Here is a 23,909-nt window from a genome sequence, read left to right on the forward strand (position 1 = left end):
CCTGCGCGTTTGACTTCGCCGCATTGTGGGCGCAAGAACGGATAAAGAGGGTTGAGCCTTGCGCAGCGCGTCCCGCTGCGCATTTCGTGTATTTTTATCTCGGGTGTCGCGGGTGGGCATCTATCTCCCGATCGCGGAAATGTCCGTCAACATGGTGGTCCTGCTGGCCATGGGCGGCGCGGTCGGCTTCCTGTCGGGCATGTTCGGGGTGGGCGGCGGCTTTCTCATCACGCCGCTCCTGATCTTCTACAACATTCCGCCGGCCATAGCGGTCGCCACCGGCGCCAACCAGGTGATCGCCTCCTCCTTTTCCGGCGCGCTTGCTCATTTCAAGCGTGGCTCGCTGGACATGAAGCTCGGCACGGTGCTGCTCGCCGGGGGCATCGTCGGCTCCTCCATCGGCATCTATGTCTTTGCCTTCCTGCGCGATCTGGGCCAGCTCGACCTCATCGTCTCGCTGCTCTACGTGGCCTTTCTCGGCGCCGTCGGCAGCCTGATGCTGGTGGAGAGCGTGAGCGCCATCCGCCGCGCCCGAAGCGGCCAGCCCGCCACCCTGCGCCGCCCGGGCCAGCACAACTGGATTCACCGCCTGCCGCTGAAGATGCGCTTTCGCGCCTCGAAGATCTTCGTCAGCGTCATCCCCGTTCTGGGGCTCGGCGCCGTGATCGGCTTTCTCGCCTCCATCATGGGCGTCGGCGGCGGCTTCATCATGGTGCCGGCGCTCATCTACCTGCTCAAGGTGCCCACCAACGTGGTCATCGGCACGTCGCTGTTCCAGATCATCTTCGTCGCGGCCTTCACCACCATCGTGCACTCCACCGCCAACCAGACCGTGGATGTGGTGCTGGCCTTCCTGCTCATGGTGGGCGGTGTGGCCGGCGCCCAATATGGCGCGCGGGTGGGGCAGAAGCTGCGCGGCGAGCAGCTTCGCGCGCTCTTGGCCATGCTGGTTCTGGCGGTGGCGCTCAGGCTCGCCTTCGATCTGTTCGTGCAGCCGGCAAGCGTCTACTCGCTTGCCGCGGGGAGCGTCTAGCCGATGCTGCTGTCCCGCGCCCTGCTGATGCTCTTCGCGCTCATCCTGCCCTCCGCCACCCAGGCCCAGGAAAGTGCGGAAGAGGGCATCCAGATCGGTCTTTCGACCGATCGCGTCTTCATCACCGCCGATTTCAGCGGCGCCAATCTCACCATTTTCGGCGCGCTGGAAAGTGTGGACCCGCTTGTCAGCCGGCAGGGCGGATACGATGTCATCGTGGTTCTCGAAGGCCCGCCCCGCCCGGTGGTGGTGCGCAAGAAGACGCGCGTGCTCGGCATGTGGATCAACACGCAGTCGGTGGCCTTCCGCGATGTGCCGGCCTCCTATTCCGTCGCCATGACGCGCCAGCCGCAGGACATCACCACCGCCGAAAGCTACCGCCGGCTGGCGCTGCGGGCGGAAAACATCCACCTGCAGCCGTTGGACCCGGAAGGCGACCCGCGCACCTTGGAGGAGTTCACCGCCGCGCTGCGCGCCCGCAAGCAGGCAACGGGGCTCTATGTGGAGCTGCCGGGCGGCGTGCAGTTCCTGTCGCGCAACCTGTTTCGCGCCACCTTGCGCCTGGCGCCCAACGTGCCCGTGGGCACCCACCGCGCCCGCGCCTTCCTGTTCCGCAACGGCGTGTTCGTGGAGGAGACGTCGGCGGCGCTAACCATTCGCAAGGCGGGGCTGGAGCAGCGCATCTTCGAGTTCGCCCATCAAAGAAGCCTGCTCTACGGTCTTGTCGCCGTGCTCGTGGCGATTGCGACGGGCTGGCTCGGTGGTCTGGTGTTCCGCAAGGAGTAGCCGACGCTGCTGCGCTCCGTTTCGCGAGAGGGTCAGCGAAGCAGGACCCCGGCGATGGGATAGACGCGCTCCGCCCCCAGCATGTAGGCGGTCAGGCGTTCCCGGCAGAAGAGCCCGGAGAAGGCGGGAGCCAGCAGGTTGAGCGTGCCGGTCAGGCTGCCGAAGGCCGGCATGACGAGGCGCGAGCCATCGCTGGCAAAGCATGCGCGCCGCACGGAGCGGCCGCGCCGCACGATGCGCGCGCCCGGGTGCAGGTGGCCGGCCACCTCGCCCTCCGCCGGCCCCGGCGTGGGCGCGTGCCGGAAGACGAGCCCGCCCAGCGCGAGCGTTTCCACCCACTGACCGGCAAGCCCCTCCGGCGGCGCGGGGTCGTGATTGCCGGCAATCCAGTACCATGCGCGCCCGGCCATCATTTCCGAAAGGCGCGCGCGGAAGGCTTCGGGCATCCGCCCGGCACCGCCTGTATCGTGAAAGCTGTCGCCGAGGCTCACCACGACCGCCGGCCGGTGCCGCCGGACAGCGTCGGCCAGCCGGTCGAGCGTCGCCGCCGTGTCGTAAGGCGGCAGCATCGAGCCGCGCCGCGCATAGGAAGAACCCTTCTCCAGATGCAGGTCGGAGACGACAAGCAGGCTCTCGGAGGGCAGGAACAGCGCCCCGGAGGGGTCGCACACCGCGCGCAGGCCGGCGAGGCTGATCTCCACGCCCGCCCGGGCCTCCGTTCCCCTCTCCATCACCTTCATGCGCTGCCCATGGCCTCCTCGATGAGGGTTTCCGCCGCCTCGCGAAGCAGGCTTTCGCTTGCCGCGCCCGGCACCGGCTCCTTGCCGATCTCCAGCATCACCGGCACGGCCAGCGGCGAAATGCGTTCGAGATGCTTATGCACGATTCGGCCGCGGATGCGCGACAGCATTTCCCCCAGCCGGCCGATGTCGAGCAGGCCCGTGGCCGCGTCGTTCCACGTCGCCTGCAGCAGGATGTGGTCGGGCTCGTGGGCGCGCAGCACGTCATAGATGAGGTCCGCGGACACCGTCACCTGCCGTCCCGTCTTCTCCTGCCCCGGATGGCGTTTCTCCACCAGGCCTGAGATGACGGCGCAGTTGCGGAAGGTGCGTTTGAGCAGCCAGCTGTCGGCCAGCCACGCTTCCAGGTCGTCGCCCAGCATGTCCTCGTCGAACAGCCGGTCGAGCGACAGCGCCCCGCCGCCGATCATGTTGCCCATGTCCTCCAGCGCCCACACCGCCAGCGCGTAGTCGGTGGCCACGAAGCCGAGCGGACGGGCACCCGCGCGCTCCAGCCGGCGCGTCAGCAACATGCCCAGCGTCTGGTGCGCCAGCCGTCCCTCGAAGGGATAGGCCACCAGATAGTGGCGGCTGGCGCGCGGAAAGGTCTCCACCAGCAGGTCCTGCCGGCCCGGCAGAACGGATTTGTTCTTCTGGATGCCGAGCCATTCGGCCACCGGCTCCGGCAGCGCCTTCCAGCGCGCCGGATCGGCCAGCATGGCGCGCACCTCGCCGGCCAGATAGGTGGACAGGGGGAACTTGCCCCCCGCATAGGAGGGAACCATGGCATCCTGTCCGGCAGCGGACGTGACGTAGCATTCGTTCTCGCGGATGCCCTCGAAGCGCAGGGTCCGACCGGAAAACAGGAAGGTGTCCCCCGGCGCCAGCGTCTCCAGGAAGTATTCCTCCACCTTGCCCAGCACCATGCCGCCGCGAAAGGTGCCGCCGCGGCGGCGCACCAGCCGCACGCTCAGCATCGGCGCCTCGACGATGGTGCCGATATTGAGCCGGTATTGCTGTGCAAAGCGCGGGTGCGAGATGCGCCACCGCCCGTCCTTCATGCGGCGAATGCGGGCATAGCGCTCGTAGGTCTTGAGCGCGTAGCCGCCCGTGGCCACAAACTCCACGACGCGCGAGAAGGTGGCGGCATCGAGCCCGGCATAGGGCGCAGCACTCCTCACCTCCTCGAAGAAGGCCGCCTCGTCGAAGGGCCCCGCGCAGGCCCGGCCGAGCACATGCTGCGCCAGCACGTCGAGCGCGCCCTTCCCGAGGGGCGGCGTGTCCTGCGCACCCAGATAGTTGGCCTCCAGCGCCGCGCGGCATTCCATGACCTCGAAGCGGTTGGCCGGCACCAGGATCGCCCGGCTCGGCTCGTCCATGCGATGGTTGGCGCGGCCGATGCGCTGGGCAAGCCGGCTCGCCCCCTTGGGCGCGCCCACATGCACCACCAGGTCCACATCGCCCCAGTCGATGCCCAGATCCAGCGTCGAGGTGGCGACGATGGCCTTCAGGCTGTTGGTCTGCATCGCCTTTTCCACCTTTCGCCGCTGCCCCGCGTCAAGCGAGCCGTGATGCAGCGCAATGGGCAGGTTGTCCTCGTTGATGTGCCAGAGATCGCGGAAGAGAAGCTCCGCCTGGCTGCGCGTGTTGACGAAGATCAGCGTCGTTCCGTGTTCTCGGATCGCTTCGTAGATGGCGGGAATGGCATAGCGCGCCGAATGGCCGGACCAGGGCACGCGCTCCTCGGTCTCCAGAATCGTGATCTGGGGTTTTGCGCCGCCTTCGACGGTCACGATGTCGGCCATGGCGCCCGGCGGATTCTGATCCACCAGCCAGCGGCGAAGGGCCTCCGGCTCGGCCACCGTCGCCGACAGGCCGATGCTGATGAGGCCAGGCGCCAGCCGGCGCAGCCGCGCGAGCCCCAGCGCGAGAAGATGCCCGCGCTTCGAGGTGACGAGGGCGTGCAGCTCGTCCAGCACCACATATCTGAGACGCGAAAGGAAGCGCTCGGCATCGGGCGAGGCGATCAGAAGCGCAAGCTGCTCCGGCGTCGTCAGCAGGATGTCGGGCGGGTCGAGCTTCTGGCGCTGGCGCTTGTGGGCCGGCGTGTCGCCGGTGCGCGTCTCCAGCCGGATGGGAAGCCCCATCTCTTCGACCGGCCGGGCAAGATTGCGTTCGATGTCCACGGCCAACGCCTTGAGCGGCGAGATGTAGAGCGTGTGGGGTCCGTGCGGTCTTGCGGGGCCTGCCGTCCCCTTTGCCGCCAGGTCGGTGAGCGAGGGCAGAAAGCCGGCGAGCGTCTTGCCCGCCCCGGTCGGCGCGATGAGAAGCACCGAACGGCCCGCCCGCGTGCGCGCCAGCAGCTCCAGCTGGTGGGCGCGCGGCGTCCATCCGCGCGCGGCAAACCATTCCCCGAACGGCGCGGGCAGAAGGGTGGCGCTGTCGCCGGCGATGAGGTCGATCTGTTTCAAGGAAACTAGAACTAAAGCAGAACGCAGGCGCCGCCAAGAGGCTTCCTCTCGCGGCGAAAAGGCTTAATCTGTGCCTGATGATGGATGCACGCGACCTCCTGCGTTCCCGGCCGGAAGGGCTTTACTGCCCGCGCGGCGACTTTTTCATCGACCCCGTTCGTCCCGTGGAGCGCGCGCTCGTCACCCATGGCCATGCCGATCATGCGCGCGCCGGCCATGGCGCGGTGCTGGCGACGCGTGAGACGCTCGACATCATGGCCCTGCGCTATGGCGCGGGCTTTGCCGGCGCCACGCAGGAGGCCCGGCCTGGCGAGGAGATCGCGCTCGCAGGGGTGCGTGTCCGCTTTCACCCGGCGGGTCATGTTCTGGGCTCGGCCCAGATCGCGGTGGAGGCCGAGGGGATGCGCATCGTCGTCTCCGGCGACTACAAGCGCAGCCGCGATCCCACCTGCGCCGCCTTCGAGCCGATCCCCTGCGACATCTTCATCACCGAGGCGACCTTTGCGCTGCCGGTCTTCGTGCATCCGCCGGCGGACAGGGAGATCGGCCATCTTCTGGCCTCCGTGCGCCGTTTTCCCGAGCGCACCCACATCGTCGGCGCCTATGCGCTGGGCAAGGCGCAGCGCCTCATCGCGCTTCTGCGCGAGGCAGGCTATGAAGAGCCGGTCTACATCCACGGCGCGCTGGCCAGGCTGTGCGCCTACTACGAAAGCGCCGGCGTGGCGCTGGGCCCGTTGCTGCCGGCGACGGTGGAAGGGAGCGACGGCGCACCGCCGCCGGGTTCCATCGTTGTCGCCCCGCCGTCGGCTCTCGGCGAGCGCTGGTCGCGCCGCTTCGCAGACCCGCTCCTGGGCTTTGCCTCGGGCTGGATGCGCATCCGCCAGCGGGCGCGCCAGCGCGGCGTGGAGCTGCCGCTCATCGTCTCCGACCACGCCGACTGGGGCGAGCTGACCGCCACCATCGGCGAGACCGGGGCAGCCGAGGTGTGGATCACCCATGGCCGGGAGGAGGCGCTGGCACGCTGGTGCGAGCTTGCCGGCATCGCCGCACGGCCGCTGCATCTGGCGGGCTACGAGGACGAGGCGGAGTAGTGGAACGGTTCGCGGAACTTCTCGACCGGCTGGTCCTGACGCCTGCGCGCAATGGCAAGCTCAGGCTTCTCGTGGACCATTTCTCGACCGTGCCGGACCCCGACCGTGGCTTTTGCCTGGCTGCGCTTACCGGCGGGCTGGATTTTCCCGCCGTCAAGCCGGCCATGCTGCGCGCGCTCGTCACGCAGCGGGTGGACCCGGTGCTCTTTGCCTATTCCTACGACTATGTGGGAGACCTGGCCGAGACGGTTTCGCTCGTCTGGCCGGCCAGTGGCGGGGAGGCGCGCGCGCCAGCCCTTTCGGAGGTGGTGGCGCGGCTGGCCACGGCCAGCCGGTCCGACGCGCCGGCGGTGATGGCCGGGCTTCTCGACCAGCTTTCGCCTTCCGGCCGTTTCGCGGCAATCAAGCTCGCCACCGGCGGCCTGCGTGTCGGCGTTTCCGCCCGGCTTGCCAAGCAGGCGCTGGCGGTTTTCGGCGGGGTGGCGGTGCAGGAGATCGAAGAGCTGTGGCATGGGTTGGAGCCGCCCTATACGGGGCTGTTCGCATGGCTGGAGGGCCGGGCCGCGAAGCCCGAGAACGCCATGGCAGCACCCTTCCGCCCGGTTATGCTCGCCCACCCCGTGGCCGAGGCCGAGCTTTCGCAGCTCGACGCGAGCGCCTATGCCGCCGAATGGAAATGGGATGGCATCCGCGTGCAGGCAGTGGCGCAAGGGGGGATACGGCGGCTCTATTCGCGCAGCGGCGACGACATCTCCGCCGCCTTTCCCGACCTTGTCGGAGCGATGGAGTTTGCCGGAGCGCTGGACGGCGAATTGCTCGTCGGTGATCCAAAGGAGGGAACCGGCACCTTCTCCGATCTGCAGCAGCGGCTGAACCGCAAGACGGTCTCGCGCGCCATGCTGGCGCGCTATCCCGTCTTCATGCGCTGCTATGACCTGCTCGTGGCGGAGGGGCGCGATGCGCGAACCCTGCCCTATGCCGAGCGCCGGGCGCTGCTTTCGGATTTCGTGGCCGCGCTGCCGGCGGCGCGCTTCGACCTTTCGCCGGAGGTGCCGTTCGCATGCTGGCGGGAGCTCGACGAGAAGCGCCGAAATCCGCCCCATCCCGTCATCGAGGGGGTGATGCTCAAGCGCCGCGATTCGCCCTATCTCGCGGGCCGCCCCAAGGGGCCGTGGTTCAAGTGGAAGCGCGACCCCTACACGGTGGATGCGGTCCTGATGTACGCCCAGCGCGGCCATGGCAAGCGCTCCAGCTTCTACTCCGATTATACGTTCGGCGTGTGGTCGGGGCCCGCCGAGGCGCCGGTCCTCGTGCCGGTCGGCAAGGCCTATTTCGGTTTCACAGATGCGGAGCTGAAGGAAATCGACAAGTATGTGCGCGACAACACGGTGGAGCGGTTTGGCCCCGTGCGTGCCGTGCGCGCAGAGCCAGGGCGCGGACTGGTTCTCGAGGTGGCCTTCGAGGGCCTCAACCGCTCGACGCGCCACAAGTCCGGCCTTGCCATGCGCTTTCCGCGCATCGCGCGGCTGCGGTGGGACAAGCCGCCTGGCGAGGCCGATCGCATCGAGGCGTTGAGAGCCCTGCTGCCGCCGGGCTGAGGGGGAGGGCTATTCGGCCACCGCCACGCGCAAGGAAAGGATCTCCAGCGCGCGTCCCCGTCCTTCCACGTCGGGCACGACGCTGATCGTGCCGCCGGAGGTGGGTCTGCGGTCGGGCAACTCGGCCTCCAGCAGATATTCCTCCGGCGAGGAGCCCACCACATAGCGCGAGCGGCCGCAGCCCCCCAGCGCGCCGAGATTGCAGAACATGGAAATCTGCGTCTCCTCGCCCTCCAGCGCGCGCGCGGTGAGGCTGAAGATGACGCGCCGCCCCGCCAGGTGCTCCAGAACACCCTGGCCGACGTCGAAGGAGACAGCCGTGTCCGGCTCGCCCGCGATCTGAAGGAAGGATTCCTCTCCATCGTTCACCGCTTCGGCCCGCATGCCGGCGGGCGCGCGCACCGTCGTCGGATCGTCGGGGGTGAAGATGGTAATCCACTCGCCCGTCGCCTGGATGGTGCCGCGCGGCCGCGTGCCCTGTTGTGCCTCCTCGGGGTCGAAGCTCTCCTCCTGCGCAAGGGGTGGCGAGGCGCTGCCGCCGCCATCCGGCTGCGGCTGCAGGATGCCGCTTTGCAGTGCCCACCATGCAGCCATGCCGACGGCCGCGACAAGCGTGGCAAGCACGAAAACGAGGGCGAAGGGCCGCCGCCTTCCCGCCGCGGCGCCCGGCGCGTCCGGCTCCTCCGCATCCTCTGCCGCCGCGTAGGCGGGGGACAGGCGGTCGTCGCGCTCCACATGCGGCACAAAATCGCCGCCTGCGGCCTCGGGAGCCGGTGCTTCTTCGCGCGGCGGTGCGGGCTTCTCGACCGGCACCACGGCGGGCAGGAACTCCTTCTCGATCTCGGCGATGACGCTCTTGACGCGCTCGCGCCGCTCCCGCACCTCCTCCGCGGACAGTCCGGGCCGCGCCTCGAGGGAGCGCTCGAGCGCCGCAAAGGCTTGCCGATAGACCTTTTCCCGGAAGGCCCTGTCCTGCGCGTCGCCCTTCTCCAACGCGCTCCTGATTGCCCGTTTGACCGCCTCCAAACGCGTTCCCCTTTCGCTTCATGGCCATGGTTACCCGGCTGTGCGGGTGCAATCAACGCTCTTTTTCGGCATTGCGTCGGCAGGAAGGGCATGATTCTTCCGGCTTTTCTTGACAGCCGCGCACACTGCCGTCAGCTATCGCAAACCGATTGCGCAAGGAGCAAACCCATGCTGAAGACGCCCTACCTGCTTTTTCTCGGCGATGCGCCGGACCAACTGGCGGCCAAGGTGGCGCAGGGCATCAAGGACTGGCGCCCGCAATTCTGCCTCGGCCAGCTGCGGCTCGAAGGCTGCCGGGCCGATCTCGGCCTGCCCGAGATGAGCGTCGAGCAGGCAAGGGCTGCCGGCGCGCAGACCCTGGTGGTGGGTGCGGCGAATCGTGGCGGCGTCATCTCCCCCGCCTGGCTGGACACGCTGGTCGCGGCCGCTCGCGCCGGCATGGACATCGCGTCGGGCCTTCACAACCGGCTGTCCCACCTGCCCGCGCTGGTGGAGGCGGCGGAGAAGGCAGGGACGAAGCTGTTCGACGTGCGCGTGCCGCAGAACGACTTTCCCATCGCCGATGGCAAGCGGCGCACGGGCAAGCGCTGCCTTGCCGTGGGCACGGACTGTTCCATCGGCAAGATGTACACCGCGCTGGCGATGGAGCGCGAGATGCTGGCCCGCGGCATGAAGGCCACCTTCCGCGCAACGGGCCAGACCGGCATCCTGATCACCGGGTCGGGCATACCGCTCGACGCCGTCGTGGCCGACTTCATGGCCGGCGCGGTGGAATGGCTGACGCCCGACAACGACCCCGACCACTGGGACGTGATCGAGGGTCAGGGCAGCCTCTTCCATCCTTCCTTTTCCGGCGTCACCCTGGCGCTCATCCACGGCGGACAGCCCGACGCGCTGGTCCTCTGCCACGAACCGACACGCACACACATGCGCGGCCTGCCGCACTATGCCTTGCCCTCGCTGGAGGCGCTGCGCGACCTGGCGCTCGCCACCGCCCGCATCGTCAACCCCGAGGTGAGGGTCACGGGCATCTCCGTCAACACCGCTGCCCTCTCGCAGGAGGAGGCACGCAGATATCTGGAGGAGATCGAGGCGCGTATGGGCCTTCCCGCCGTCGACCCCTTCCGCGACGGCGCCGGACGGCTGGTGGACGCTCTCTAGACCGGTTCATCGTTTCAATGAAACGCTGATCCGGTCCATCCATTTGTTTTGCCGCATTTGTGCGACGCCAGATGATTCCATCTGGCTGCAAATGCTGTAGACATGGAAGCCGCGGGCCGAAAGCCGGGTTCCGGCTTTCGGCAGGCCGTTTGCAGGGCCGATCAGACGGCGAAGCGCTCCGCCTCCTGGCCGTAATAGGCGATATAGCGCTCGGAGATCGCCTCCACCGGCAGGATGACGAGCACATCCGTGGTGGAGAAATCGGGATCGACCACGCAGCCGTCGCCGAACCGCGCGCCGAGGCGCAGATAGCCCTTGATGAGCGGCGGCATGGCGGCGAGAGCCGTCTTGGCATTGATCGCTTCGCGGGGCATCAGGTCCATGGCCGCGTAGCGCGCCTGCCGGGCGCGCACATACCACGGCCCCTCCGCCTGGCAGAAATGGGCGAGGAAGGAGAGCGGCTCGGCATGGGCGGCCGGCACGGTGCCGGGAAAGGAGGCGCAGCCGGTCATGACGTCGATGTTCCTTTGCCGGCAATAGGCCCAGATGCCCTGCCAAAGGAGCTCGATGGTGCGCTTCGAGCGATAGGCCGGCAGCACGCAGGAGCGGCCAAGCTCCAGAAAGCGGCGTTGCGGATGGCGCGCCACCAGCGCCTCAAGCTCGAACTCGTCCTGAGAGTAGAAGCCGCCTGCCGCCGCGGCATTCTCCTGGGTGAGAAGCCTGTAGGTCCCGACGATGCGCTCGCGCTCGCTGCCGGCAAGCGATGTGTCGATCACAAGCAGGTGATCGCACACGGCGTCGAAACGGTCGGCGTCACGTTCTTCCAGCGCTTCGAGCGATGCCGGGCGGGCGCCCATCTCCTGATAGAAGACGCGGAATCGGATGGACTGGGCGGCGGCGACCTCGTCGGCACCGCGCGCCAGCCGAACCTCCAGCGGCCCGATTCGCCCGAGAACCGGCACCTCTGCAAGGCGGGCGGAAAGGTCTTCGATAAGCGTCATCTTCCCAGCGCGTTCGGGGATGGCTGTCGGTTTCAATGTCAAACCTTGCACCGTGATTCTCCTCCACGTCGCATCGAAGCGGACATAGAGGCCGGCTGCGACAGGAGCATGACAAGAAAATGGCCGGCTTACAATCTCCGCCGACGCGATCACACCGCCGCGTGCATCTCCAGCGCCGACAACAGCTTGTCCGGATCGAGCGGCTTGGTGACGAAGCCGCTGGCGCCATGCGCCAGCGCGCTGTGGCGCGTCTTTTCCTGCCCGTCGGCAGACAGCACCAGAATGGGAACCGGGCGAAGGCCCGTTTCCTCCTCGTAGCGGCGAATGCTGGCGATGGCGTCGAGACCGTCGAGCACCGGCATGTGGAGATCCATGAGCACGATGTCGAAGGCGCGGGCAGGATGGGTCAGCTCGTCGACGGCCACGCGCCCATTGGGCACCAGCGTCACCTTGTGGCCGGCGCGCGCCAGCGTCGCGCGCGCCAGCATGGCATTGATCTCGTTGTCTTCGGCCACCAGCACGTTGAGCGCATTCCCCTGCGTCACCACCTTTGCGCCGGGCTGGGCCGCGGGCGCGCCGCCGCCTTCCGGCTGTTCGTTGAGCAGCAGGCGCAGAAGCGTGCGCCCGCGCACCGGACGGGCGAGAAACGCCGCATAGCCGTTGGCGCGAAAGGCGGTCAGGCGGCCGCGGTCGGTCGGCGCGATGAGGGTGAGCGCCCGCCTGGCGGACAGCCCGCGCCGCCGCAACCGCGCAAGGCGGTCCACCTTCCGGCTTTCCAGGGACGCATCGACAAGCACGGCGTCGAAGACGGCCTTACGCTTGCCGAGCAGGGCGAGCGCGCTCTTTTCGCCGTCGAAGACGCGCGCCCTGCCCCCGTGGGCGCGTACGGCCATGGCCAGCGCCTCGCCCTCCACCGCATGGGGCGTGAGAATGGCGACGTTCCAGCCCTTGAGCGCCATCGCCTCGTCGGCCGGCTCTGCCTCGTCGCGCGCAATGGGCAGGGTGACGGTGAAGGCCGCCCCTTCGCCCGGCGCGCTGTCGACGCCGATGCTGCCCTTCATGGCTTCCACGAGCCGACGGGTGATGGCAAGGCCCAGCCCGGCGCCGCCGTGGCGGCGTGTGGAGCCGCTGTCGCCCTGCTCGAACTCCTGAAAGATGCGCGCCCGCGTCGCCTCGTCGAGACCGGGGCCGGTGTCCTCGACCTTGAAGGCAAGGGCCGGTCCGTTCTCGTGGGTGACGGCCCTCACGGTGACCAGCACGCCCCCTTCCTCCGTGAACTTGATGGCATTGCCGAGCAGGTTGAGCAGGATCTGGCGCAGGCGGCCGGGATCGGCCGTCACCGTCTCCGGCACGTCCGGGGCGATGTGGCAGCCCAGCCCGATATTCTTGGCAAAGGCGCGCGAGGCCATCAGCTCGACGATGTTTTCCACCAGCTCGCGCACATTCATGCTCTGCGGTTCGAGCTCCAGCCGGCCAGCCTCGATCTTGGAATAGTCGAGCAGATCCTCGATCAGCGCCAGAAGCGCGCTGGCGGAGGTGGAGATGGCGCCGAGATAGGTGCGCTGCTCCGGCGACAGCCGGGTATCGGCCAGAAGGCGCGCCATGCCCATAATGCCGTTCATGGGCGTGCGGATCTCGTGGCTGACGGTTGCGAGAAAGCGCGACTTGGCAAAGCTTGCCTGTTCGGCGCGCTCGCGGGCGTTGACGAGCGCGCTCTCGGCGCGCTTGCGGGCAGTGATGTCGCGGGCGATCGCCCAGTGCGAGACGGTATCGCTTTCCGGGTCGTGCAGCGACAGCTCGGTCCACGAAAACCAGCGCAACCCGCCCCGGGCATGGATGGGAACATCGGTCGCACTCAGGCTTTCGCCACGCTGCGAGGCGGCCTCGGGCGCAAGCCCCACATCGACGCCCAGCTCGGGCAGCGTCTTGCCCCGCAGCGCGGCGGGCGTGCTCTCCATGAGGTCGGCAAACACCTTGTTGGCATAGAGGATGCGGCCCTCGCTGTCGCGATGGACCACAAGATCGCCGAGCGCCTCCAGAAGTCCGTGGAGGCGCTGCTCGCTTTTTTTCATCGCGGAAACCCGGTCGGCAAGCGCTGCCAGCTCGGCCGTCTCCCGCGGCGCTTCCGCGGCCTGCGGGTCGGGGCGCGGTCGCACTGCCAGAACACAGCCGGCAAGGCCGAGGAGAACAAGCGCCAGCACCAGAAGCGGATGGGCATCCGACAGATGGGCGAGAAGGCTGGCAAGCAGCGTGGTAAATCCGAACCACAGCAGGGCACCGTCAGCGGCCAATGCGCCGCCGCCCTCCCGCAGTCGTGCCCATATCCACCGGATTTGCGCCGTCATCATGGGCGGCACGATAACGGGCACGGATTACGGAAGGTTTTGTCCGGTCGCTCAAGTGCGACCGACTGCAGCAGGATTTTCTTTACATCTCCACCACCAGCCGGCCGCGCACCCGGCCGGCGACGATGTCCTCCGCCGCCTCGATGACCTTTCCGAAGGGGATGGTGCCGGTAATGGTGGCGAGCTTATCATGATCGAGCTCGGCGGCGATGCGGCGCCAGGCTTCCAGGCGCAGCGCCTTCGGCGCCATCACCGAGTCGATGCCGAGCAGCGAGATGCCGCGCAGGATGAAGGGGGCGACGCTGGCCGGCAGGTCGAGCCCCTGCGCCAGACCGCAGGCGGCGACGGCGCCGCCATAGGACGTCATGGACAATACATTGGCCAGCGTGTGGCTTCCCACCGCATCCACGCCGCCAGCCCAGCGCTCCTTGCCGAGCGGCTTGGCAGGGCCGGAAAGCACCTCGCGGGGGATGATCTCGCTGGCGCCGAGGCTCTTCAGATAGGATTCCTCGGCGGTGCGGCCTGTCGCGGCGATCACCTCGTAGCCGCGCGCCGACAGAAGCGCCACGGCGATGGAACCGACGCCACCCGCCGCCCCGGTGACGACGAGCGGTCCGCGATCGGGAGCAATTCCGTGGCGTTCCAACGCCATCACGCACAGCATGGCCGTATATCCGGCGGTGCCCACGGCCATGGCCTGGTGCACACTCAAACCCTCGGGCAGCGGCACCAGCCAGTCGCCGCTGACGCGGGCACGGCCGGCATAGGCGCCGTAATGCGTCTCGCCCACGCCCCAGCCGTTGAGGATCACCTTGTCGCCCTCCTTCCACTCGGGATGGCTGGAGCGGATGACGGTGCCGGCGAAGTCGATGCCGGGGATCATGGGAAAGCGGCGCACCACCGGGGCCTTGCCGGTGATGGCGAGCCCATCCTTGTAATTGACCGTGGTGGCCTCGACAGCCACGGTGACGTCGCCTTCCATCAACGCGTCTTCGCCGATCTCGACAAAGGAGACCGATTGCTTCTTCTCCTCGTCGCGGGTGATGAGAACGGCATTGAAACGATCGGCCATGGCGCTCCTCCGGTGTGGCTGGACGTGGCTCGACTCTGCGGCTGGCCAGGCGGCAGGTCAATGCCGCCCTTCGACGACTATGCCCCCAGCTCGCCCGCCAGGGCCTTGTCGATCAGGGCCCGCGTCTCGGCGATGCCGTAAAGGGCGACGAACGATCCGAAGCGCGGCCCGCGCTCCTGGCCGAGCAGCACCTGATAGAGCATCTGGAAGAACGCGCCGGAAACGCCGGGTCCGCCGGTTGGGCTCGTGCGCTTGTGATCCTGATAGCGCTCGATGCCGCGGGCGACATCGAGCGCGGCGTTCTGGATCTCCTCGCCATCGGCTTCTGCCGAAAGGCCCGACAGCTTCTCGCCAAGGGCCGCAAGCGCCTGCCGCTCCACCTCGTCGGGGGCGCGGAAGCGCTTTGCCGGTTTCACGAAATCCTCGAAATAGCGGATGGCGTAGTCCGTCAGGCGGTCGAGCTCGGGATGGGTCTCGGCCGTCACCCCCGGCGCATAGCGCGAGATGAAGCCCCACAGCACGCCCTTGTCGTGAGCGTTGGAGGCGCTGACGAGATTGAGCAGCAGCGCGAAGGGCACCGGCAGGTCGATGGCCGGCGGGCGGCCGTCATGGACGTGCCAGACCGGATTGCCGAGCCGGTTCTGCCAGTCCTGCCGGGGATAGGCGGACAGGAAGGCGTAATATTCGTCCACCGCCCGGGGAATCACGTCGAAATAAAGCTTCTTGGCCGTCTTCGGCTTCTGGTACATGTAGAGCGACAGGCTCTCCGTCGGGGCGTAGGTCAGCCATTCCTCGATCGTCAGCCCGTTGCCCTTGGACTTGGAGATCTTCTGTCCCTTCTCGTCCAGAAAGAGCTCGTAGTTGAAGCCTTCCGGCGGGCGGGCGCCCAGCACGCTGCAGATGCGCGCCGCCAGCTTCACGCTGTCGATCAGGTCCTTGCCCGACATCTCGTAGTCGACGGAAAGGGCTGCCCAGCGCATGGCCCAGTCGGGTTTCCACTGCAGCTTGGCATGCCCGCCTGTGACCGGCGTCTCGAAACGTTCGCCCGTCTCGGGGTCGCGCCAGACGATGGTGCCGGCATCGAGCTTGCGCTCCTCGACCGGGACCTGGCAGACGACGCCGGTCCTGGGATGAATGGGCAGGAAGGGCGAATAGGTCTTCGCCCGTTCTTCGCGCAGCGAGGGCAGCATGATGGCCATCACCTCGTCATAGCGCTCCAGAAGCGTCAGAAGCGTGGCGTCGAAGCGGCCGGAAGTATAGTATTCGGTGGAGGAAGCGAACTCGTAATCGAAGCCGAACTGGTCGAGAAACGCCCTGAGCCGCGCATTGTTGGCGGCGCCGAACGAGCCGTGCTCGCTGCCGAAGGGGTCCGGCACGCGGGTCAGCGGCTTGCCCAGATGCGCCTTGAGCATCTCCCGATTGGGCACGTTGTCGGGCACCTTCCGCAGGCCGTCCATATCGTCGGAGAAGCAGATGATCTTGGTCTTCACGCGGTCCTCGGTGAGGACGCGGAAGGCGTGTCGTACCATGGAGGTGCGTGCCACCTCGCCGAAGGTTCCGATATGGGGCAGGCCGGAAGGCCCGTAGCCGGTCTCGAACAGCACCGTGCCGGGAAAGGGCTTCCCCTCGTAGCGTTCGATGATCCGCCGCGCCTCCTCGAAGGGCCAGGCCTTGCTCTCGGCCGCCGCCGCCAGCATCTCCGGGGCAAGTTCGAGCGCATTGTGCGTGGTCATCGTCATTTCGGTCGTCCGTGGTCAGGAGGGTCTCGCCGCTGGTCTCTAAGCCCGGCCCGGCGGTGCGTCAATCAAGACACGGTTTTTTCGTTGCGGGCGGCAGCGGGGGTGCATAGGCTCTGGCCGCTGAACGTTGAAAGGGAATGCCGAATGAGCCTGCAGCCGAGCCCCCAGGAAGCGCTGATCTATCTGATGGTCATCATGTCGGCGGCCGATCGCGACATGACCGATGCCGAGCTTGGCAGCATCGGCAGCGTCGTGCGCCGGTTGCCGGTCTTCAGGGACTTCGACGACAACCGCATCATCGACGTCGCCCGCCAATGCCAGCAGATCCTGCAGGAAGAGGACGGGATGGAGCGGGTTCTGACCACCGTGCGCGACGTGGTGCCCGAGCGGTTGCATGACACGGCCTATGCGCTGGCCGTCGAGGTGGCCGCTGCCGATCTGCATGTGGAGCCGGAGGAAAAGCGCATGCTGCAGATCGTGCGCCGCCATCTCAAGGTGGAGCCGCTGGTGGCCGCCGCCATCGAGCGGGCGGCCCGCGCGCGCCATCGCACCTTGTTCTGACGGTGCGCTCAAGCGCATGTGACTGGCGGCAGCGCCACGGGCGGGCCATAAGGGCGCCATGGAAACCATGATCTTCTCGGAAGCTGCGATCCGGTTTGCCGCCTTCCTGGCCATTTTTGTGGCCATGGCGGCCTACGAGCTGTGGTCGCCGCGGTTGGAGCGCGAAGAGATGGCTGGCGCCTGGAAGGCACGGCGCTGGGCGACCAATCTGTCGCTGCTGCTCATTTCCTCCGCCATGCTGCGCGTCGTCTTTCCCGCCGCCGCCGTGGGCACCGCCCTCTGGGCGGAGGCACGGGGCTGGGGCCTCTTCCGCCACCTCGGGCTCGGCCCGCTGGCTGCCGGCGTGCTCTCCTTCATCGTTCTCGACTTCGCGGTCTGGCTGGAGCACGTGGCCAGCCACAAGATTCCGTTGCTCTGGCGCATCCATCGCATGCACCATGCCGACAACGGCTTCGACGTGACCACGGGGCTGCGCTTCCATCCCTTCGAGATCCTCATCTCGATGTTGTGGAAGGCGGCGATCGTCATCGCGCTCGGCGCGCCGGTGCTTGCGGTTCTCGTCTTCGAGATCGTGCTCAACGGCACCTCGATGTTCAACCACTCCAACATCGCCATTCCTCGCCCGGTCGACCGGCTTCTCCGGCTCGTTCTGGTCACCCCGGACATGCACCGCGTGCATCATTCGAGCATCCGCCGCGAGACGGACTCGAATTACGGCTTCAACTTTCCCTTCTGGGACCGGCTCTTCGGCACCTATGTGGCGCAGCCGAAGCGCGGCCACCTCGGGATGGAAATCGGCCTGCGCGAATATCGCGGCGCCGCCACGGCACGGCTGTTGTGGGCGCTGGTGCTGCCCTTCCGGTCAAACCGGCGCGGTCAGTAGAAGCCGACCGGAAAGTAACGCAGATAGAGCTCCTCGAAGGTTCCGCGTTCCTCGATCTCGCGCAGCGCATAGTCCAGCGCCTCCGCGAGTGCCGTCTGCTCCTGCCTGACGGCGATCGCCAGCCCCTGGCCCAGATATTCCGGCGCCAGATAGGGGCCGCCCGAAAAGGCGCAGCAGTCCTTGCCCTGCGCGCCCGCCAGCCAGAAGCTCAGCCGCATGCCGTCGCCGAAAACGGCATCCAGGCTGCCGGCCTCGAGGTCGCCGAGCAGCGCATCCCGATCGGAGTAGGCGATGGGCAATGCCTTGCCGAAAAGGTCGGCCAGCATCCGCTCGTGCGCCGTGCCCGCCATGACGCCAACGCGCCGGCCGGCGATCTTCTCGTGCAGGGGCTCGTCCAGGACGCCTTGCCGGCGCGTGACGAAGCGGGCCGGGAACTGAAGATAGGAACGGGAGAAAAGATAGGTCTCCCTGCTGTCCCGCGTGATCGCCAGCCCCGCGATCAGCGCTTCGCCGCGCGCCTCCCGCAGCGCCGCTTCCAGCTCCTCGAAGGGCAGCGCCTGGATCTGGCAGCGCTCCGTCAGCCCCAGAACATCACAGATGGCGCGTGCCAGATCGACATGAAAACCGACAAGCCTGCCCTGCGGGTCGAGGAAGTTGAAGGGGAAGAAATCGGTGGTCGTCAGAAAGCGCAGGCGCTGGATCGGCAGCGTGTCCGGTTTCTGCATGTGCTGGCGGCTGTCCCAGATGTGGGGAACCGGCGTCTGCGCCCCGCTGGGCATGGCGGCGGCCAGAACCAAGGCCATGCCCAGAAACGCGGCTGCGATCATGCCCACGAGGTCGCTCCCTTCTCGCTTCACGCAAGCTATAGCCCAAAAGACGAGGCGCCGGAACGTCCGGGCATGCACAACTGCACTTCCCGGAACCTCAATCTGTGCGTGTTGACGGGCGCATCAATATGACACAGTATAATTCCACCGCAACTTCAGTTGGAGCCGCAGGCTCCGGGTTGCACGCGGGGGCGAACATGCGATCGGCACCTTCCCTGGGCCGGCGGCAGGCACATCATACCGTTGCCAGAAATGGATTGTTTCATGCAGAATCCGACGCATACGCGCCGTGTCCCGATTCTGGACTCTCCTTGAAATAAACGCCATGCCATCAGGCGCTCGTGCCTGTCCGCACGGTATGCTTCGTCTTCCCGCGCCGTCGCGCGCCTAGCGGTTGGACAACCCATGTTTGCATCCTTCGCAACAAGGACCGGCGGCCAGGAAGCGGCAAACCCCACCAGCGGGGCGCCTGCGCCGTCGGGACTTGCCGAGTGGTGGCCGGTCCTCGAAGGCCTCGGCCTGTCGCACAACGATCTGGCGACGGTCGAAAGGCAGGCCCGTCTCGCCGGCGTCTGTTTCCAGAGAGAGCTTGTGGCCTCCGGTGTGATCGGCGAGGCGGACCTCTTCTATGTGCTGGCGCGGCATCTGGGGCTCGACTTCGTGGACGAGGTGCGCCCGGAAAGCCTGCTGGTGCGCGAGCCTCAATGCCTGAACATCCTGCGCCGCCCCTCCGGCACGGCGCGGGTGCCGGCGCTCGATCTCTCGACGGGCCAGCCCGTCTTTCTGATCGCCCCGCAGGCCGTCAGCATCCCGGCCATGCGCCGTCTTCTGGCGCGTCATCCGCGCATCGCGCGCATGATGCGCGTCGTGCCGCCTTCGGTTCTCCGGGGCGCCCTGATGGCGCGCGCCGAGGGACATCTGTCGCAGGGCGCCGTCAACGGCCTCTTCGAGAAATGGTCGCATTTGTCCGCCCGTCTGGTGATGACCGGCTGGCAGGGAGCCGTGCTCGGCGCGCTGGTCGCGGTCCTGGGGATGAGCCTCCTGCTTTGGACGGGCCCCGCCCTGCTGGGCCTTCACATCGTGCTTTCCCTGTCCTTTCTCTCCTGCGTGACGCTGCGGTTGCTGGCGGCCGCCAGGGCGCGCTCCGCGCAGCCCGGGCGCGAGCTGAAGGCCGTCAGAACGGAAGATATGCCGGTCTACACGGTCATCGTCGCGCTCTACAAGGAAGCCGAGATCGTGCCCGATCTCCTGATGGCGCTGGGCCGTATCGTCTGGCCGCGCAGCAAGCTGGAGATCAAGCTCGTCTGCGAACGCGACGACCACGAGACGCTGCGGGCGATCGCCGCCCACGGTCTGCGCCCCTGCATCGAGGTGATCGAGGTGCCGGGCGCTGGCCCGCGCACCAAGCCGAAGGCCCTGTCCTATGCCCTGCCGATGACCAGCGGCGAGTTTCTCGTCCTCTTCGACGCGGAGGACCGGCCGCACCCTTTTCAGCTCATCGAAGCCTGGCAGCGCTTCCGTGAGGGCGGCGAGGACCTGGCATGCCTGCAGGCCCCTCTCGTCATCTCGAACCGCCACGAAAGCTGGCTGTCACGCATGTTCGCCTTCGAGTATGCGGCGCTGTTTCACGGCATCCTGCCCTGGCTTGCCGGCCGCGGTCTCGTGCTGCCGCTCGGCGGCACCTCGAACCATTTCCGCCGTTCGGTGCTCGAGCGGGTGGGCGGCTGGGACCCCTACAACGTCACCGAGGATGCCGATCTGGGCCTGCGGCTCAGGCGCTTCGGCTACCGGGTGGACACCATCGCCTCGCCCACCTATGAGGATGCGCCCACCACGCTGCCGGTATGGCTGCCGCAGCGCACCCGCTGGTTCAAGGGCTGGTTCCAGACCTGGCTTGTGCACATGCGCGATGCGCCGCGGCTCGCCCGCGAACTGGGGCTACGCTCCTTTCTGGCAACCCAGGTCCTGTTTCCCGGCATGTTGCTGTGCGCGCTGGGCAATCTCCTTTTCCTGCTGGCGATCCTGGCGTTTTGCGCCTTTTTTCTTATCCGCGGGTCGCTGCCCCATGCCTATGGCGCCATGCTTCTGGTGGATCTCTTCAACATCGTCTGCGGCTATGGCGCCTTTCTGGCGCTTGGCTGGTGGACGTTGCCGCCGCCGGCCCGCCGCAGCCTCTGGAAACACGCTGCCCTCACCCCGGCCTACTGGATGCTTCTTTCCCTGGCTGCCTGGCGGGCCCTCTGGCAGCTCTATACCTGTCCGCATCACTGGGAGAAGACGCCGCACCGTCCGCACCGGCCGACGCCCGCACGCCCTCAGCGCAGGAAGCCGGGCCCCGAGCCGACGACGGCCCCATCCTCCTCGCCGATCGCTTCCATGTCGCGGCCGGGATAGGGCAGGGCGGTCAGGATGTGGCGGATGACCGCCAGCCGTGCCCTGCGCTTGTCGTTGGCAAGCACCACGGTCCACGGCGCGTGTTCGGTATGGGTGCGTTCGATCATCAGATCGCGCATGCGCGTGATCTCGTCCCACTTCTCCATCGCCGCCATGTCGATGGCCGAGAACTTCCAGTGCTTCAGGGGGCTGTGACGACGGGCGTGAAAGCGCTTGAGCTGCGTTTCGCGCCCGATGTTCAGCCAGAACTTGAACAGGTGGATGCCGTCGTTGACGATCATGCGCTCGAACTGCGGTGCCTCGGCGAGAAAGCGCTCGTGCTCCTCGGGCGTGCAGAAGCCCATGACGGGCTCCACCACGCCCCTGTTGTACCAGGAACGGTCGAAGGTGACGAATTCCCCGGCTGTGGGAAGCTGCGCCGCGTAGCGCTGGAAGTACCATTGCCCGCGCTCCGTCTCCGTGGGCTTGGGCAGCGCCACGTTGCGCGCCGTGCGCGGGCTCATGTAGTCGCGCACCCGCTTGATGCTGCCGCCCTTGCCGGCCGCGTCACGCCCCTCGAACACCGCCACCACACGCCCGCCGTCCGCCCTCAGCCAGCCTTGCAGCTTCACAAGCTCGATCTGCAGCGCCCTGAGCTGGGCCTTGTAGACCTTCTTCTCGAGTTTCCGCCCGTAGGGGTAGCCGCCGCAGGTCAGCGCCCGCTCCTCCACCCAGCCCGGCAGCGCGGGGTCGTCGATGTCGAAAGTGCGCTGCACCCCATTGATATTGAATGTCATCGGCTTGCGGTCTTGCGTGGCGGTGTTATCCAGAGGCTTGGTCATAAAAGTCGATCCCTCGCAGCGATAGGAGGGTGATGCTATTGGCGCCGGCCCGCAAGGTCCAGCGCCGTTTCCCGGGGTGTCGGGCATGGAAGGCGAGGAAGACAATACGCCGCGTGAGCGCCTGAAGGCCGTGCAGCGGCGCCTGCGCCGCGCCTGGCCGGTGCTGGCCGCGGCGGTGGCTGCACTTCTGTTTCTTGATCTTCATCGCGGCGGCAGCGGGCTGGCGGCGCTGCTGGGCGCTTTCTGGGTTCTGGCCTTTGCCGCGCTGCTGCCGGTTCGCGAAGCCCGGCCCACGGCAGGGAGGGCAAGCAGCCGCAGCACCGCCGGCTCCATCGAATCGCTGCCCGCGGTTCATCTGGCCGCCGCCGTTCAGGATCCTCTCTACATCGTCGAGCGCGGCGGCGGCATCGTGCACGCGAATGCCGCCGCCGTGGGTGCCTTCGGTCCCATTGCGCCCGGCGTGTCCCTGCAGCTGAAGTTCCGCGCCCCGGAGATGCACGATTTCATCACCCGCGTTCTGGAGAACGGGACGGAGCCGATGTCGGCGGATTATGCAGAGCGCGTCCCCATAGAGCGCGTCTACCGCGTCTCCGCCATGCCGATCGGCGAAGGAACGGGCCTCTTCGTGTTCCTGTTCAAGGATCAGAGCGAGGCGCGCCGGATCGACCGCATGCGGGCCGATTTCATCGCCAATGCCAGCCACGAGCTGCGCACGCCGCTCGCCTCCATCGCCGGTTTCATCGAAACCCTCCGCGGCCCGGCGCGCGACGATGCGCAGGCGCGGGAGAACTTTCTGCAGATCATGCAGAACCAGACCGCCCGCATGGCGCGGCTGATCGACGACCTTCTGTCCCTGTCGCGGCTGGAGGTCAAACCATATTCCGCCCCCACCGAAAAGGTCGATCTGTGCTCGCTTCTGCAGGGGGTGGGGGATTCGCTTGCGCATCTGGCGCGCGAATCCGGCGTGAAGATCACCTTCGATCTGCCGCCGGGCCCGCTGGAGGTGGCGGGCAACCGGGACGAGCTGGTGCAGGTGTTCGAGAACCTGCTGGAGAATGCGTGCAAATATGGAAGCTCCGGCGGCCGCGTGGTCGTCTCGGCCGAAGACGCAGGCCCCGAGGCGGAGAAGACCGTGACCGTGACCGATTTCGGCCCCGGCATTCCCGAGGAGCACATCCCGCGCATCACCGAGCGCTTCTACCGTGTCGATGTGGACACGAGCCGCGCCCAGAAGGGAACCGGCCTCGGCCTGTCCATCGTCAAGCACATTCTCACCCGCCATGGCGCGCGCCTTTCGATCCGCTCGCGCGTGGGCGAGGGGTCCTCGTTCACGGTCCATTTCCCCCCGCCCGCGTGAGGCGCGTCAATCCTGCTAGAGGCTGTTTCTTTTTTCCGTCATCCGTTTAGCCTACCACGGAGGGAATCTGATTTGCGCCAGCAGAACGGGAACGCGCCATGCACAGCCAGCACATCATGCATTCATTCGATGAAGAGCTGCGCTTTCTGACCAATCAGATCGGCAGCATGGGAGGATATGCCGAGCGCATGGTGGAGCAGGCGGTGGCCGCCCTGGTGAGCGGCGATACCGGCCTGGCCAGGAAGGTTGTGGAGGACGATGCCTTTCTCGACCGGAAGGAGCGGGAGATCGGCGAGAAGGCCGTGGTCATCATCGCCAAGCGCCAGCCCATGGCGGGGGACCTGCGCGAGATCGTCGGCGCCATCCGCATTTCCGGCGATCTGGAGCGCATCGGCGACCTGGGCAAGAACATCGCCAAGCGCGTTGCCCCGGTGAAGGAAGCGCGCCAGCCGGCGCGCCTGTTCCGCGGTCTTTCTGCATTGTCCGACCTGGCCCTCACCCAGCTCAAGGAGGTGCTGGATGCCTACGCTTCCCGCTCGGCGGCCAAGATCAGCTTCGTGCGGGACCGCGACGAGGAGATCGACGCCATGTATACCTCGCTCTTCCGCGAGCTGTTGACCTATATGATGGAAGATCCGCGCAACATCACCGCCTGCACGCACCTCATCTTCTGCGCCAAGAACATCGAGCGCATCGGCGACCATGCCACGAACATCGCCGAGACCGTCTACCACATCATCACCGGCACGGTGCTGCCGCCGGAGCGTCCGAAAGAGGACGAGAGCCACAAGGTGGTTGCGCCCCCGCAGACGGATGGGCTGCGGTAGGCAAACAGGTCCCTCGGGTTGTCCTATGCCCGAAAAAAAGGGGCGACCGAGGTCGCCCCACAGACCGCTGACAAACCCCGTCATTTTCGGCGGGGTTTTGTTTTATGGGTTTGTTGGGGTTTGGGATTTCGTTGTCA

The 23,909-nt window shown here is 67.3% G+C and carries 19 protein-coding genes; 10 read left to right on the plus strand and 9 right to left on the minus strand.

All coding sequences use genetic code 11. The features are described 5' to 3' along the window. Nucleotides 1-112: 112 nt before the first annotated feature. Nucleotides 113-1,033, plus strand: a complete 921-nt coding sequence (locus NYR58_RS16820) for a sulfite exporter TauE/SafE family protein (protein ID WP_261522297.1) — start codon at nucleotides 113-115, stop codon at nucleotides 1,031-1,033. A 3-nt stretch (nucleotides 1,034-1,036) separates the two neighbouring features. Continuing rightward, complete coding sequence (locus tag NYR58_RS16825; protein ID WP_261522299.1) at nucleotides 1,037-1,819, plus strand: TIGR02186 family protein; 783 nt, start codon at nucleotides 1,037-1,039, stop codon at nucleotides 1,817-1,819. 32 nt (nucleotides 1,820-1,851) lie between these two features. Here NYR58_RS16825 and pdeM read toward each other — a convergent pair whose 3' ends face one another. Next, entirely contained in the window at nucleotides 1,852-2,559 is a 708-nt protein-coding gene (gene pdeM / locus NYR58_RS16830; RefSeq protein ID WP_261522300.1) for a ligase-associated DNA damage response endonuclease PdeM, read from the minus strand. Beyond that, nucleotides 2,556-5,069, minus strand: coding sequence for a ligase-associated DNA damage response DEXH box helicase (locus NYR58_RS16835; protein WP_261522301.1), 2,514 nt, complete (start codon nucleotides 5,067-5,069; stop codon nucleotides 2,556-2,558). The genes pdeM and NYR58_RS16835 overlap by 4 nt, the downstream gene beginning before the upstream one ends. A gap of 80 nt (nucleotides 5,070-5,149) precedes the next feature. Between NYR58_RS16835 and NYR58_RS16840 the strand changes: the two genes are divergently transcribed. Together NYR58_RS16840 and NYR58_RS16845 are read left to right on the plus strand one after the other, a co-directional pair. After that, nucleotides 5,150-6,160, plus strand: a complete 1,011-nt coding sequence (locus NYR58_RS16840) for a ligase-associated DNA damage response exonuclease (protein ID WP_261522303.1) — start codon at nucleotides 5,150-5,152, stop codon at nucleotides 6,158-6,160. Continuing rightward, nucleotides 6,160-7,758, plus strand: a complete 1,599-nt coding sequence (locus tag NYR58_RS16845) for a cisplatin damage response ATP-dependent DNA ligase (protein WP_261522304.1) — start codon at nucleotides 6,160-6,162, stop codon at nucleotides 7,756-7,758. Before NYR58_RS16840 ends, NYR58_RS16845 begins: the two co-directional genes overlap by 1 nt. Nucleotides 7,759-7,767: 9 nt before the next feature. Here the strand turns inward: NYR58_RS16845 and NYR58_RS16850 are convergent, their stop codons facing one another. Beyond that, nucleotides 7,768-8,751 (minus strand): hypothetical protein, encoded by a 984-nt coding sequence (locus tag NYR58_RS16850; protein ID WP_261522305.1) that lies wholly within the window; start codon nucleotides 8,749-8,751, stop codon nucleotides 7,768-7,770. 201 nt (nucleotides 8,752-8,952) lie between these two features. Between NYR58_RS16850 and dgcN the strand changes: the two genes are divergently transcribed. Next, nucleotides 8,953-9,945 carry an N-acetyltransferase DgcN gene (gene dgcN / locus NYR58_RS16855; RefSeq protein WP_261522307.1) on the plus strand — a complete coding sequence of 331 codons (993 nt, stop codon included), beginning with the start codon at nucleotides 8,953-8,955 and terminating at the stop codon, nucleotides 9,943-9,945. Between the two features lie 161 nt (nucleotides 9,946-10,106). On the opposite strand, the gene NYR58_RS16860 is transcribed toward dgcN, so the two are convergent. From NYR58_RS16860 to NYR58_RS16875, 4 genes are all read right to left on the minus strand, one after another. Then, nucleotides 10,107-10,946, minus strand: coding sequence for a GNAT family N-acetyltransferase (locus NYR58_RS16860; protein WP_261522308.1), 840 nt, complete (start codon nucleotides 10,944-10,946; stop codon nucleotides 10,107-10,109). A gap of 149 nt (nucleotides 10,947-11,095) precedes the next feature. Further along, on the minus strand, nucleotides 11,096-13,237 hold the full coding sequence (locus tag NYR58_RS16865; RefSeq protein WP_261522309.1) for a PAS domain-containing hybrid sensor histidine kinase/response regulator: 2,142 nt from the start codon (nucleotides 13,235-13,237) through the stop codon (nucleotides 11,096-11,098). Between the two features lie 136 nt (nucleotides 13,238-13,373). Further along, nucleotides 13,374-14,363: an acrylyl-CoA reductase (NADPH) gene (acuI, locus tag NYR58_RS16870; protein WP_261522310.1), complete on the minus strand. Its 990-nt coding sequence runs from the start codon at nucleotides 14,361-14,363 to the stop codon at nucleotides 13,374-13,376. 77 nt (nucleotides 14,364-14,440) lie between these two features. Continuing rightward, nucleotides 14,441-16,096 carry a lysine--tRNA ligase gene (locus NYR58_RS16875; RefSeq protein ID WP_378074749.1) on the minus strand — a complete coding sequence of 552 codons (1,656 nt, stop codon included), beginning with the start codon at nucleotides 16,094-16,096 and terminating at the stop codon, nucleotides 14,441-14,443. Between the two features lie 150 nt (nucleotides 16,097-16,246). Between NYR58_RS16875 and NYR58_RS16880 the strand changes: the two genes are divergently transcribed. After that, nucleotides 16,247-16,663, plus strand: a complete 417-nt coding sequence (locus NYR58_RS16880; protein WP_261522314.1) for a tellurite resistance TerB family protein — start codon at nucleotides 16,247-16,249, stop codon at nucleotides 16,661-16,663. 58 nt (nucleotides 16,664-16,721) lie between these two features. After that, nucleotides 16,722-17,546, plus strand: a complete 825-nt coding sequence (locus NYR58_RS16885; RefSeq protein WP_378074747.1) for a sterol desaturase family protein — start codon at nucleotides 16,722-16,724, stop codon at nucleotides 17,544-17,546. Here the strand turns inward: NYR58_RS16885 and NYR58_RS16890 are convergent. Further along, the gene (locus NYR58_RS16890; RefSeq protein WP_261522326.1) at nucleotides 17,540-18,373 is read right to left on the minus strand and encodes a transporter substrate-binding domain-containing protein; all 834 of its coding nucleotides are present in this window, start codon (nucleotides 18,371-18,373) and stop codon (nucleotides 17,540-17,542) included. The two genes, NYR58_RS16885 and NYR58_RS16890, sit on opposite strands and share 7 nt — an antisense overlap. A 405-nt stretch (nucleotides 18,374-18,778) precedes the next feature. Between NYR58_RS16890 and NYR58_RS16895 the strand changes: the two genes are divergently transcribed. Continuing rightward, nucleotides 18,779-20,767 (plus strand): glycosyltransferase, encoded by a 1,989-nt coding sequence (locus NYR58_RS16895; protein WP_261522315.1) that lies wholly within the window; start codon nucleotides 18,779-18,781, stop codon nucleotides 20,765-20,767. Here the strand turns inward: NYR58_RS16895 and ppk2 are convergent. Then, nucleotides 20,689-21,588 carry a polyphosphate kinase 2 gene (ppk2, locus tag NYR58_RS16900; RefSeq protein ID WP_261522316.1) on the minus strand — a complete coding sequence of 300 codons (900 nt, stop codon included), beginning with the start codon at nucleotides 21,586-21,588 and terminating at the stop codon, nucleotides 20,689-20,691. The two genes, NYR58_RS16895 and ppk2, sit on opposite strands and share 79 nt — an antisense overlap. 85 nt (nucleotides 21,589-21,673) lie before the next feature. Here ppk2 and NYR58_RS16905 point away from each other — a divergent pair, with 85 nt between their 5' ends. Continuing rightward, nucleotides 21,674-22,945: an ATP-binding protein gene (locus tag NYR58_RS16905; RefSeq protein ID WP_261522318.1), complete on the plus strand. Its 1,272-nt coding sequence runs from the start codon at nucleotides 21,674-21,676 to the stop codon at nucleotides 22,943-22,945. A gap of 98 nt (nucleotides 22,946-23,043) precedes the next feature. Then, a complete protein-coding gene (gene phoU, locus NYR58_RS16910; protein ID WP_261522320.1) occupies nucleotides 23,044-23,772 on the plus strand; it encodes a phosphate signaling complex protein PhoU in 729 nt (242 codons plus the stop codon). Nucleotides 23,773-23,909: the final 137 nt, after the last annotated feature.

It is taken from the genome of Chelativorans intermedius, from assembly GCF_025398255.1.
GTDB lineage: Bacteria > Pseudomonadota > Alphaproteobacteria > Rhizobiales > Rhizobiaceae > Chelativorans > Chelativorans intermedius.

Excerpts from the sequence above, each read along its gene's own strand:
- NYR58_RS16885 (WP_378074747.1), top strand. The coding sequence starts at position 16,722 with ATGGAAACCATGATCTTCTCGGAAGCTGCGATCCGGTTTGCCGCCTTC.
- dgcN (WP_261522307.1), top strand. The coding sequence starts at position 8,953 with ATGCTGAAGACGCCCTACCTGCTTTTTCTCGGCGATGCGCCGGACCAA.
- NYR58_RS16860 (WP_261522308.1), bottom strand. The coding sequence starts at position 10,946 with ATGACGCTTATCGAAGACCTTTCCGCCCGCCTTGCAGAGGTGCCGGTT.
- phoU (WP_261522320.1), top strand. The coding sequence starts at position 23,044 with ATGCACAGCCAGCACATCATGCATTCATTCGATGAAGAGCTGCGCTTT.
- NYR58_RS16890 (WP_261522326.1), bottom strand. The coding sequence starts at position 18,373 with ATGATCGCAGCCGCGTTTCTGGGCATGGCCTTGGTTCTGGCCGCCGCC.
- pdeM (WP_261522300.1), bottom strand. The coding sequence starts at position 2,559 with ATGAAGGTGATGGAGAGGGGAACGGAGGCCCGGGCGGGCGTGGAGATC.
- NYR58_RS16895 (WP_261522315.1), top strand. The coding sequence starts at position 18,779 with ATGTTTGCATCCTTCGCAACAAGGACCGGCGGCCAGGAAGCGGCAAAC.
- acuI (WP_261522310.1), bottom strand. The coding sequence starts at position 14,363 with ATGGCCGATCGTTTCAATGCCGTTCTCATCACCCGCGACGAGGAGAAG.
- NYR58_RS16880 (WP_261522314.1), top strand. The coding sequence starts at position 16,247 with ATGAGCCTGCAGCCGAGCCCCCAGGAAGCGCTGATCTATCTGATGGTC.
- NYR58_RS16840 (WP_261522303.1), top strand. The coding sequence starts at position 5,150 with ATGGATGCACGCGACCTCCTGCGTTCCCGGCCGGAAGGGCTTTACTGC.
- NYR58_RS16875 (WP_378074749.1), bottom strand. The coding sequence starts at position 16,096 with ATGACCACGCACAATGCGCTCGAACTTGCCCCGGAGATGCTGGCGGCG.
- NYR58_RS16825 (WP_261522299.1), top strand. The coding sequence starts at position 1,037 with ATGCTGCTGTCCCGCGCCCTGCTGATGCTCTTCGCGCTCATCCTGCCC.
- NYR58_RS16905 (WP_261522318.1), top strand. The coding sequence starts at position 21,674 with ATGGAAGGCGAGGAAGACAATACGCCGCGTGAGCGCCTGAAGGCCGTG.
- ppk2 (WP_261522316.1), bottom strand. The coding sequence starts at position 21,588 with ATGACCAAGCCTCTGGATAACACCGCCACGCAAGACCGCAAGCCGATG.